Origin of the sequence: Robinsoniella sp. RHS (genome assembly GCF_001029355.1) — a bacterium.
Taxonomy (GTDB): domain Bacteria; phylum Bacillota; class Clostridia; order Lachnospirales; family Lachnospiraceae; genus Robinsoniella; species Robinsoniella peoriensis.
This window is the reverse complement of sequence record NZ_JNGB01000045.1, coordinates 26,801-39,017: the sequence shown is the minus strand read 5'-3', so window position 1 is coordinate 39,017 and position 12,217 is coordinate 26,801. Positions and strand designations below refer to the sequence as shown.

The window sequence follows — 12,217 nt, the reverse complement described above, 5'->3', positions numbered from 1 at the left end:
AACCCCAGAATTTCGTTTGACGGGAAGTATTGGTATTTGTCCATAGGGTTGGACCAAGAACAGCCATATGTAGAACTTACCGGAGAAAGCATAGGTATTGATGTTGGCATCAAAGACCTGGCCATTTGTAGTAACGGCATGACATTCAAAAATATCAATAGGACAAGAGTTATCAGGCAAATGGAGAAAAGACTGCGTAGGTTACAACGCAAGGTATCTAACAAATACCAACAAAATAAAAATGGAAAGGAGTATGTCAAAACAAGTAACATTATAAAACTTGAAAGAAAAATAAAGTTATTGCATAGAAGATTAGCCAACATAAGAGTGAATCACTTGCACCAGGCAACGAACAGGATAGTGAAAACCAAACCATCTCAAATCGTTATGGAAACACTTAATATCAAAGATATGATGAAGAACCGACATTTATCAAAAGCGATTGCACAGCAATGCCTGTATGAGTTTAAAAGACAAATACAATACAAATGTGAGTGGAATGGTATCGCATGTATAGAAGCTGATAAATGGTTCGCATCATCTAAGATTTGTAGTGGTTGTGGCAACAAAAAACAAAAACTTTCACTATCAGAAAGAGTTTACAAATGTGATAGTTGTGGTCTTATAATTGACAGAGATTATAATGCATCATTAAACCTTTCAAGATACGAATTAGCGTAATATCACTTAACGAAAATGCTAATATGTACCATTCGTTGTATGGGAATTTAAGGCTCTGGACTGTTATAGCAAACGAAAGTAGCTTTTAGCCAAATCGGACAGGGTGAACGAGCAATTAAACATAACTTTATAAAGTTCTATAAGGATTTGGCAACGGTGATGCAGGTGATTTTAACAGAATATGATGAGGATTGGCATATAGAGAATGAAAAAAGGGATAGTTTTGCAGAAGGCATGGAGCTTGGGCAGCGCAAGGGTATGGAGATTGGGCAGCGCAAGGGCATGGAACTTGGAGTGCAAAGGGCAAAAGTGGAAGCTGTAAAGATTTTAATCGCAATCTGTCAGGAATTTTATTTATCACCGGAAGAGATAAAAGAAAAAATAAAGGACAAGTATAACCTGACAGAAGAAGAAGCGAAAGCAGCATTAGAAGCATATGAATCCCACGATGTTCCATTTCAGACGGAAGAGGGAACCAATAAATAAACAGGATAATATTTTATAGATAATGGTCATTTTATTTAATGTTATTCAATTTTTCCCTGTGTTATAGTAGTGTTATTAACTTATAAAATTGTGCTCGTGAAGATAGTTGCACTGCAAGCAAGAAATGTGATAATGTTGGAGTATAAGGTTGGAAGAAAAATTATTTATAGAAAGGAAGCCACGCTGTAATTCTTTCAACCTGTTTTATTTGTGGCAGTATTACAGGCAGGCCTGTAATATGCAATGGGTATATTTATGAGAAACAGGGAAGAAGCAAGAAAAAAAGCAAAAGAGCTGGTAGCACAGATGACTTTGGAGGAAAAAGCCTCTCAGTTAAAATATGATGCGCCGCCGATTAAAAGATTAGGCGTTCCGGCATATAACTGGTGGAATGAAGCACTTCACGGTGTTGCAAGGGCGGGAACGGCAACCAGTTTTCCGCAGGCAATTGGCATGGCGGCCATGTTTGACGAGGAAATGTTGAAAAAAATCGCCGATACCATTGCAACAGAAGGACGTGCCAAATACAATGCATATTCGGCAAAAGGAGATCGGGATATATACAAGGGGCTTACTTTCTGGTCACCTAATGTAAATATTTTCCGGGATCCAAGATGGGGACGGGGACATGAAACATATGGGGAAGATCCTTATCTGACCAGCCGTTTGGGTGTTGCATTTGTAGAAGGGCTGCAAGGGGACAAAGAGGTGATGAAAACGGCTGCCTGTGCAAAACACTATGCCGTTCACAGCGGACCGGAAGCATTGCGCCACGAATTTAACGCTGTTGCCACCAGGAAGGATATGGGAGAAACCTACCTTCCGGCATTTGAAGCACTTGTAAAAGAAGCAGGGGTAGAGTCAGTAATGGGAGCTTATAACCGTACAAATGGAGAACCCTGCTGCGGAAGCAATACTTTAATTCGTGATATTTTAAGAGAACAGTGGGGATTTGAAGGGCATTTCGTATCGGACTGCTGGGCAATAAAAGATTTTCATGAACATCATAGAATCACCCAGGATGCAAAAGAATCTGCAGCACTGGCGCTGAAGGCCGGATGTGATTTGAATTGCGGAGTTACGTACCTGTATATTTTAAAAGCATATCAGGATGGGCTGGTAACGGAAGAGGATATTACCCAGGCAGCAGAGAGGCTGTTTACCACCAGATATCTGCTTGGATTATTTGATGGAAGTGAATATGATGAAATACCATACGAAGTAGTGGAATGTAAGGAACATATACAACTAGCCCAGGATGCAGCCAGAAAGAGTGCAGTTCTACTAAAGAATAATGGGGTATTGCCGTTAAAGAAAAATGAGATTAAGACAATTGGTGTAATTGGTCCGAATGCAGACAGCCGTGTGGCGCTGATTGGAAATTATCATGGTACGGCATCCAGGTATATTACAGTACTGGAAGGCATTCAGGATGAAGCGGGAGACGATATCCGTGTTCTGTATTCGGAAGGCAGCGGACTCTGGAACCGTAAAACAGAGAGCCTTGCATGGGATCAGGATCGAATATCGGAAGCACAGATTGTTGCGGAACACAGCGATGTGGTGGTATTGGTGGTAGGTTTGGATGAAACGCTGGAAGGGGAAGAGATGGATCAGGGAAACCATGTGGGTTCCGGAGATAAGGAAGATCTGAAGCTCCCCGCAGTACAGGAAGAATTGATAGAAAAAATCCTGGAAACCGGCAAACCAACCATTGTGGTACTGATGGCAGGGAGTGCAATTGATTTAAGTTATGCAGACAAACATGCAGATGCAATCCTGCAGGCATGGTATCCGGGCGCAGGCGGAGGAAAAGCAATTGCCGACCTGTTATTCGGTAAGGCATCACCTTCCGGAAAACTTCCTGTAACGTTCTACCGGAATCTGGAGCATATGCCGGCCTTTGAAGACTACAGCATGGAGAACAGGACCTATCGGTATATGGAAGAAGAAGCATTGTATCCATTTGGGTATGGTCTCACATACGGAAATGTGGAAGTGGAAGAAGCCGGATTTACCATAATGCCGAAGAAAAATCAGGATTTTGAAGTAGAGGTAACCCTTGCCAACCGGGGCGGTACAGCGGTTGAAGAGGTGGTCCAGGTATATGTGAAAGATATGAAATCTGCTTTGGCGGTAAAAAATTATAGCCTGTGTGCATTTAAACGTGTGGCTCTGGCTTCAGAAGAAACGGTAAAAGTAACGTTAAGAGTGCAGGCATCGGCTTTGAAAGCAGTTGATGAAGATGGCAGAAGAGTTTTAGACAGTGATGAATTTACGTTATACGCCGGAATTTCCCAGCCGGATCACAGAAGCGTACAGCTGATGCACAGTTCACCAGTGGAATTGAAGATTAAATTGTAGGTCACAAAGCATGGCAATCTTACATAGCCATGTGTCCTTCATTTGAAACAAATCTCCCGGAAAGTGTGATGCTCAGTTGTCAGAAAGCAAATTTAAAACACGCTCTAAAGCAGAAAAGAGGCTTAAAATGAGAAAACGACATTTATTAGGTATCGCCTTATTAATGATATCGGCGGCAGTGTGTACATTTGGGTGCAGCAGTTCTGGCGAAATAAAGGAATCACAAACTTCGGCTGTCAGTAAGAAGGAAGGGCAGTCAGTGACATCTAAGGCTCCTGTGGCGGAGGAGTCAGAAGAGCATACGACCAAACAGAAGACAGAACTTAAAAGCGCAGAAAAACCTGAGTTTGCCGCAAGTGAAGTCAGACGTGCTGCAATTTCTGTGGGAGGAAAGGATGTATTTGAAATAATCTATGCTCCAAGGGAATATAAAAGTAATTTTGCGTATTGGGATATTATTACGCCATATAAATCACTGGTAATGGTGGATACGGAAGAAATGTTCAATCTGTATAATACTCTTGCAGCGTGGAAATTCAGCAATACTTTTCAATTAAAAGAAGGGGAAGACACGGGACTGTCAGACCCCGCGGCAAGTATTGCCATAGATTACTGTGATTTGAAATCGGAGTCGGATACTGCCAATGCCAATCCGGACACTACCTGTCTGATTAAGTTCGGTAAGAAAGATGAACAGGGCAATTATTATGCTCAGATCGAGGGATTTGACACCGTTTATAAAATTTCTTCCAGTGCGGTAGATCCGGTGCTCATGGTAAATCCATACGATTATATTTTGAAGATCTGCTGTCTGGTGGACTATACAACAGTGGATAAAGTGGAAATAAATGCTGGTGAAAGCTCACATGTTATAGATGTGAATGCCGCACAGAAAAAATATGCATTTGATAAAAAAGAAGTTGATGAGAAAACATTTTCAACATTATATCAGGCATTGATGGGAGTCATTGTTAAGGGCGAGCCGGAAGATAAAAAGACAGATAAAGTAAAAGAAGAAAAGCCGGTTTTACAGATTGATTTTCAGAGGAATATGGAAAATGCGCCGGATATCACGGTTGCTTTTAAACCCTATGACGATGAATACTGCCTGGTAAGTATAAATGAAAATGAATTTTTTCTCGTATCAAAAGAAGATGTGGAATTATTGGCACAACAAGTGAAGGAAGCATTCCATAATGCTTAAATTAACAACATTCTGACACAGGATCCAGGGAGGACAGAACATGGAAGGTATCATGAAGACAGCAGTTATGACAGGTATCCGAAAAGTAGAAGTAACGAATCGGCCGATTCCGGTGCCTGCAGAAAATGAGGTATTGGTAAAGGTAGAGTATGTAGGAATCTGCGGTTCCGATCTGCATTATTATGAAGCTGGAAGAATAGGGGATTTTATCGTAGAACCACCATTTATACTTGGTCATGAAGCAGGAGGAATCGTAGTTGAGACAGGAAGTAACGTGAGGAATCTGAAAGTTGGGGACCGTGTTGCACTGGAACCGGGGAAGACCTGCGGAACATGTGAATTTTGTAAGAGCGGCAAATATAATCTTTGTCCGGATGTGGTGTTTTTTGCTACGCCTCCTGTAGACGGAGTATTTCAGGAATATGCCGTACATGATGCCGGACTTTGTTTTCCGATTCCTGATAATATGAGTACAATGGAAGCAGCGCTTATTGAGCCGCTGGCTGTGGGGCTACATGCAGCGATACAGGGCGGTGCAGGTATCGGACAGACTGCAGTAGTTACCGGGGCAGGCTGCATTGGTCTGGTAAGCCTGATGGCGCTTAAAGCTATGGGTGTATCACGAGTGTATGTGGTGGATGTAATGGAAAAACGGCTTCAAAAGGCATTGGAATTAGGAGCAGACGGAGTCATAAATGGAAGAGAAGAAGACGCTGCAGCTAAAATTATGGAATTGACCAATGGTGCAGGGTGTGATTTATCCATTGAAACTGCTGGAACAGAAATCACAACTACACAATTAATCCAGATGGCAAAAAAAGGTTCCACCATTGTTTTGGTTGGCTACAGTGCATCCGGAAAATTAACCCTGCCGGTTAGTACTGCATTAGATAAAGAACTGACTTTTAAAACAGTTTTCCGGTACCGTAATATCTATCCGATGGCGATAGAAGCGGTGGCTCAGGGAAAGATTAAAATTAAAGATATTGTTACAAATATTTTTGAACTGGATGAGATTGCAGATGCGCTGGAGCAGAGTGTGGAAAATAAGGCAGATATAGTGAAAGGTGTTATTAAAATATAAATTATAGAGAAAATCTTGGATGTAATATTGATTTAAATGATAAAATATTAAATATTAAAGTAAAAAATATGGGTTTTTGGATATTAAAAAGCATCCGAAAGTCCCATATTTTTTAACTGCAAAGTTTACCGGAAAGGCAGATTTTCAATGTCCCTTTTCGTTTTGGGAATATTTTTGTTAAATCAGATATTTCCCGGCTAATTCCATAAATGCTTCTCTTTTCGATTCATAAAAATGAGTAAAATCTTTTTGCTCAGTAAGCAGATTCTTGGCAAGGGCAGCCATGAATTCCGGGATAGACGATGCAGCCATGACGCCCAGAATCTCACCCATTTCTGTAACATCTGCACCGATCTTTCCATTTACCTGAATTTCAAATGCATCAATTACTTCGTTATTGACCCGTTTTTTCTTACCGGCAAATCCAATCTGCGCCATCTGGTGTCTGGAACAGCTGTTGGGGCAGCCACTGATATGAACGGACGGCAGTACGTCTTCCTGAATGCCGGCTTCTTTCAGTTCCGTTATGATACCCTGGCACAGAGACTGGCTTTGCATAATGCCAATCTGACAGGTAGGCGTTCCCACGCAGCTTACGCTCATTTGTATTTTGGTAGTCATTAGTTTACTTTCTGCAAAATGTAAAAATTCTTCTGCCTGGGATTTGTTTAGATTGCGTACATACAATTCTTCATTCATGCTCAGCCGAAGTTCGGCATCGGGGCATTTTTCCAGAAGTCCTGCCAAGTTTAAAAGTGCATTTTTTTCCAGCTGACCGCAGAGGGGATGAAGAACTACGGTGTAATAACCGGCCTGTTTTTGGGGTATGCAGATATTGGACGGAGAGAGTTCTGGTTCCCATGGGTTTTCTTCGGAGCGCTCTGCTTTTATTTCATCAAATTTTACTTTTTCTTTTATTTGGAAGAGATATTCCCTGTAAGTTTTTAAGAAATTTTCCTCACCCATTCGTCTGGGGATAAATCGAATGCGGGCTTTCGATTTGTTCTGATAATCGCCCTCTGCTTTAAACAATTGTGTTATCGCTTCGATATGATACATTACATCTTCCGGTGGAATTGGTTCATCATATGGAATTCCAGCTGCCGGACCGCTTCCAAGACCGCCAGCAAGCCAGACGCGGAACATGGGTTTTTTATTTTCTTCAATAGCCATAAATCCAATATCCGTTAAAGTTGCACATGCGGTATCTTCCGGACCGGATGAAAAAGCTGCTTTTAATTTACGGGGAAGCTTGTAGTGGGGAGCATTGACCGTAAAGTAACTCCCGACCTGCAGTGCATAAGGTGTCACGTCAAAAGGTTCTCCCTTCTGCACACCTGCCAGAGGAGAAAGCGCTACATTACGCGGGAAATTTCCGCCGCCGCCTCTGGTGAAGAGACCATGGTCGATGGCATTGTCCATAATATCGCATACCTCGTCCAGAGAAAGGTCATGCAGCTGTACAGCCTGTCTGGTTGTGAGATGTATTTTATCAAGATTATATTGATCTGCATAATGCAGTATAAGATTAAAATGTTCCCGGCTGATTACTCCGGACGGTGTTCTGAGCCTTATCATAAATTTGCCGTTTTCTTTCTGGGCATAACAGCCCATCCCACCTGATTTTCCTTTGAATTCCATGCGTGAAATTTCACCGTTTAAAAAAGCATGGCCTGCAGAGCGAAATGCGGGGATTTCATCTTTGAGCAGTTGTTTACAGGATTCCATTTATACTACCTCCAATTTCATATGTCTGTTAAAAATATATTATATCCCATTCGATGTGTAATAAAAAGTTTTAATTTAATTTTTTAAAATGCCTATTGATTTTTTTTACAGAATATGCTATTTTGTATTTGAGAGAAAGACAAAAACTTGAAATATGTTCGTGATACAAAGACAAATATCTTCTTAGGAGGGAACGTATGCAGAAAAAAATGTATGCACTTGTAAAAGAAACCAGGGGTCCGGGGCTGGTTTTAAAGAAAGTTGAGGTACCGTCAGTAGGAAGGGCGGATGTGAAGATTAAGATTCATTATACGTCGATCTGCGGAACGGATCTGCACATTTATAATTGGGATAAGTGGTCCCAGGAGACGATAGTACCGCCGCTGACTATCGGACATGAGTTTGTAGGTGAGGTAGCAGAGCTGGGAGATGAAGTGACCGGCTTTAAGCTGGGGGATATTGTGTCGGGAGAAGGGCACATTGTCTGTGGATCCTGCCGTCACTGCAAAGCCGGAAGGTGGCATTTATGCAAACAGACACAGGGAGTCGGCGTGAACCGTTCCGGTGCATTTGCGGAATATCTGGTCATACCGGCAACAAATGTGGTGAAATGCGAAAAAGGAATCCGGGAAGAACTGTGCTCCTCGTTTGACCCATTGGGCAATGCAGTCCATACGGCACTTACCTTCAATCTGGTAGGTGAGGATGTTCTGATTACGGGAGCAGGTCCGATTGGGATTATGGCGGCTGCAGTGTGCAGACATGTAGGTGCAAAACATGTTGTTATTACTGACATTAATGATTACCGGCTTCATCTGGTAAGAGAAATATGTGATGAATATGTTTATCCGGTAAATGTGGCAAAAGAGGATATCAGGGAAGTGATGAAACATCTGGGTATCTGTGAAGGCTTTGATATTGGTCTGGAGATGTCCGGAAATGGATCCGCATTCAATATGATGCTGGATAACCTGTACAATGGCGGCAGGGTAGCAATGCTGGGAATCCAGAGTGACAAAACATTAATCGACTGGAATAAGGTCGTATTTAAATGCCTGGACATCAAAGGCGTTTATGGAAGAGAAATGTTTGAGACCTGGTATAAGATGATGTCCATGCTGCAAAGCGGACTGAAACTGGATAAGATACTAACCCACAAATTTTCATTTCGGGAATTTGAAAAAGGGTTTGATATAATGAACAGCGGTAATTGTGGAAAAGTAGTATTAGACTGGACGAATGCAGGAATGGAGGAAGTGTGAGATGAAAGCAGCGTATCAGATTTTTCAGGATACATTACAGGAAATTAAAAATGATGGTACATATAAAAATGAAAGAGTGATCGTGACACCACAAAAAGGACATATTGATACCGACAAGGTAAAAAACGTCATAAATATGTGTTCCAACAATTATCTGGGTCTGGCAGATAATAAAGAGATTATCGAAGCGGCAAAGAGCAGCTACGACCAGTGGGGATACGGATTATCCTCCGTACGTTTTATTTGTGGTACCCAGAAGATTCATAAGGATCTGGAGAAGTCCATTACAGAATTTCTCCATATGGATGATACCATATTGTACTCATCCTGTTTTGACGCAAATGGGGGCTTATTTGAAACTTTATTGACGGATCAGGATGCGATTATCAGTGACAGCCTAAATCATGCCAGCATTATTGACGGTGTTCGTTTGTGTAAAGCTAAGAAATTCCGCTATAACAATAATGACATGGCTGATTTGGAACGCTGCCTGCAGGAAGCACAGGGAATGCGGATCAGGTTAATTGCAACCGATGGCGTATTTTCAATGGATGGCATTATTGCAGATTTGAAATCCATCTGTGATCTTGCCGATAAATACGATGCTTTGGTTATGGTAGATGACAGCCATGCAGTTGGATTTATGGGAGACACCGGAGCCGGAACACCGGAATATTGCGGGGTTTCCGACAGAGTGGATATTATAACAGGAACACTTGGCAAGGCATTGGGCGGTGCCAGCGGCGGATACACCAGTGCAAAGCAGGAAATTATCGATTTACTGCGCCAGAAAAGCAGGCCATATCTGTTCTCCAATACTCTTGCTCCGGCAATTACCTGCGGTGCAATCAAGACACTTGAGCTGTTAAAGGAAAAAGGGGAGCACAGAGAAAAGCTCCATAAAAATACGGCTTATTTCCGTGAAGAGATGAAGAAAATGGGATTTGACATCGTAGAGAGTACCCACCCTATTGTAGCCGTCATGTTCTACGATGCGGTGACTGCGGCACGAGCAGCAGAGCGTATGCTGGAACTGGGCGTATACGTAGTAGGATTCTCCTATCCGGTCGTACCGAAAGGAAAAGCGAGAATCCGTACCCAGGTGTCAGCTGCACACAGCAAGGAAGATCTGGACTTTGTATTAGAGTGCTTTAAACGGGTAAAAGAAGAAATGGGAATTTAACATAGATGTAATTTTAAAGCAAGTGATATTTAAAGCAAATGATATTTAAAGCAAATGATATTTAAAGCAAGTGATATTTAAGACAGATGTTGCTGCCGCAATAAAAGCGGCAGCAGCATCTGTCTTTTATTTCTTTTTACACAATATAATCTGCTGCAGGGTAAACGGAGGCAGTGCTGCACAGGTTCCGTTGCCTGACAGTGTGAGATCTTCCTGCTGTGGATAGACCAGTTTTGCACTTTCCACAGGATTCTTAAACATGATTTCGCCTGCGGGAATCGGCGGAGTATCTCCATGAAAGCGTTTTGGCAGCATGGAAATCTGGTGTATGATATATTCTGTTTCTGTTTCAAAAAATGCAGTCCGAATGATATCAGGCGTATCCGTTCTGTGGCGGACGGGCGGCTGTATTTGGGCTTTTAATAAAAGATCGGTAAATAAATCGTTTGTGTAAGGGTATTTTTCCGTTCCCGCCATTGTAAAAAAGTCAAATGCCAGATAAAATACATGCCCCTTTTGAAAGAGGTGGTGAAGAAGTGCAGGATAATTTGTTTTTTTACCGGGCGGAGGGCTCCACCAATTTACCCAGTGATCAGAATCGCATGATACACAGGGAAGGTCAAAATGCAGCATTTCCATAATAGAAGATTCCGCACTCTGGCTGCTTTTTTCAGAAAGTGCTTCGACCTCCAGAAAGTGCTCGCTGACCGGAGGGGTGGTGCAGGCGATGAGCCCGGTAAAGGGCTGGGATGAATCTGGGCGCAGGTAAGCGGACCAGCGGTTGGAAGTATATTCCCGGTGAACTTTTGCGGGGCCGCATCCGAACAGCCTGTGCAGGGCAGAACACTCCCGCAGGGTGGAATCGGCATTCCAAAGTCCGGTCTGTCCGGAGGAGATAAGGCAGCCGCCGGCGGCCACATAATCTTCCAGCAATGAAACTGTTGCTGACTGTATGACATAGACCTCCGGCAGCAGTAGCATGTCATATTCTTTCAGAAGAGATTTCGTCAGACAGCTCTCTGGCAGAATGTTATAGGGGATCTTGGCATATTCACACAACTGCATGGCGCCAAGAATGGCGTTCAGATGCGGGTTATGCCGTTTCATCCGCAGAATGGCATCCGCACTGAGCGTTGGCATGTTGACAGCCTTGGAACAGTCACTTTGCAGAATACCAATGGATTTTACCGGGGTACGGTTTGTTAAATACGGTTCCATTTCTTCCAGAGCAGTGTAAACAACACCAAGCCGCTTTGCCTCTTCCATGTCCAGAGTACCATCTGCGTGCTGGGAACCGCTGTACATGCCAACCCGGCATCCCTGCGCTGCAATGGAGCTTAAGTCACAGAGATATTGGGAAACTGTATCGTAGTTATATACCTGGGAGGCTTCTCCCGGAACCAGGATAGGGTATTGTCCGATTGCGGTATCTCTGGCATAAGCAGAAGAAAACCAGTTATCCTTTAGAAGAGGTTCGGAAAACTGATAGTCCAGCAGATCTCTGACCGGTTTCGGATAATGGCAGGAGAAATTAACGGTTATGGCTAAACCGGGATCCACTGCTTTTAAGCGCTGCTTCACATCCAGCAGAAATTCTTGGGCATTATCATCTAAGAAATCTATCATGTCCGACATATGCAATCGGATGTCAGCCTCATCAGAAGGCAGGTCATAGCCATAGGCCGAATGAAACTTTTCCCTGCATTTCTCGCAATAACAGAGAGAAGACCCAAAAATATCCATAAATAAAGCATCCGGGTTATAATTTTGTACAATTTCTTCCATCTGGGACAGACAGTACTCCCGGTAACCTGTCTGATAACAGCACAAACTCCACCGGGCAAATTCATCTTCCCGGATCAGGGGAGTGCCATCCGGCTTTCTTGCCCGCCACTGAGGGAACTGCCTTGCAGCACCTTCATCGTATTCAATGCAGTAATAGGCAATAAATTCAATCTTTTTTTTCTTTAAAACGGTGCTGATTTCCTGTATCCAGTCCGTCTTTAAGCCCTGATGTTTCCGGGCGCCTTCCACTTTACTGTCGTAATAAGTAACACCCCAGTGGTCTTTGCAGTAAACCATAAGGGAATCAATATGCGAGGTATCAAAGAATTGCTCATATTCTGTAATATTCAGTTGGTCTAAAGTTACAACAGGAGGTTGGGGGGAATGATGATCGATCAGATAACAGCGCTTGCTGTTCTTGTATTTGCTGCTCATATTAG

General features: G+C 42.8%; 9 protein-coding genes. 7 read left to right on the top strand and 2 right to left on the bottom strand.

What is annotated here, in order from left to right; genetic code table 11:
* The 5 genes from RHS_RS17945 to RHS_RS17925 form a co-directional block, all read left to right on the top strand.
* A partial coding sequence (locus RHS_RS17945) for an RNA-guided endonuclease TnpB family protein (protein WP_047833961.1) occupies positions 1 to 681 on the top strand: 681 nt, incomplete at its 5' end.
* Positions 682 to 837: 156 nt separating this feature from the next.
* Entirely contained in the window at positions 838 to 1,167 is a 330-nt protein-coding gene (locus RHS_RS17940) for a hypothetical protein (protein ID WP_395018678.1), read from the top strand.
* A gap of 243 nt (positions 1,168 to 1,410) precedes the next feature.
* Entirely contained in the window at positions 1,411 to 3,531 is a 2,121-nt protein-coding gene (locus RHS_RS17935; protein WP_047833956.1) for a glycosyl hydrolase, read from the top strand.
* A gap of 127 nt (positions 3,532 to 3,658) precedes the next feature.
* The gene (locus tag RHS_RS17930; protein WP_047833955.1) at positions 3,659 to 4,735 is read left to right on the top strand and encodes a DUF4340 domain-containing protein; all 1,077 of its coding nucleotides are present in this window, start codon (positions 3,659 to 3,661) and stop codon (positions 4,733 to 4,735) included.
* Between the two features lie 40 nt (positions 4,736 to 4,775).
* On the top strand, positions 4,776 to 5,819 hold the full coding sequence (locus tag RHS_RS17925) for an NAD(P)-dependent alcohol dehydrogenase (RefSeq protein WP_047833954.1): 1,044 nt from the start codon (positions 4,776 to 4,778) through the stop codon (positions 5,817 to 5,819).
* Positions 5,820 to 5,996: 177 nt separating this feature from the next.
* Here RHS_RS17925 and RHS_RS17920 read toward each other — a convergent pair whose 3' ends face one another.
* Positions 5,997 to 7,547 (bottom strand): nitrite/sulfite reductase, encoded by a 1,551-nt coding sequence (locus tag RHS_RS17920; protein ID WP_047833953.1) that lies wholly within the window; start codon positions 7,545 to 7,547, stop codon positions 5,997 to 5,999.
* Between the two features lie 209 nt (positions 7,548 to 7,756).
* Here RHS_RS17920 and tdh point away from each other — a divergent pair, with 209 nt between their 5' ends.
* Both tdh and RHS_RS17910 read left to right on the top strand, forming a co-directional pair.
* Positions 7,757 to 8,809 carry an L-threonine 3-dehydrogenase gene (tdh, locus tag RHS_RS17915; RefSeq protein WP_395022869.1) on the top strand — a complete coding sequence of 351 codons (1,053 nt, stop codon included), beginning with the start codon at positions 7,757 to 7,759 and terminating at the stop codon, positions 8,807 to 8,809.
* Between the two features lies 1 nt (position 8,810).
* Positions 8,811 to 9,992 carry a glycine C-acetyltransferase gene (locus RHS_RS17910; protein WP_047833951.1) on the top strand — a complete coding sequence of 394 codons (1,182 nt, stop codon included), beginning with the start codon at positions 8,811 to 8,813 and terminating at the stop codon, positions 9,990 to 9,992.
* Positions 9,993 to 10,118: 126 nt separating this feature from the next.
* Here RHS_RS17910 and RHS_RS17905 read toward each other — a convergent pair whose 3' ends face one another.
* A complete protein-coding gene (locus tag RHS_RS17905) occupies positions 10,119 to 12,212 on the bottom strand; it encodes an alpha-amylase family protein (RefSeq protein WP_047833950.1) in 2,094 nt (697 codons plus the stop codon).
* Positions 12,213 to 12,217 lie beyond the last annotated feature (5 nt).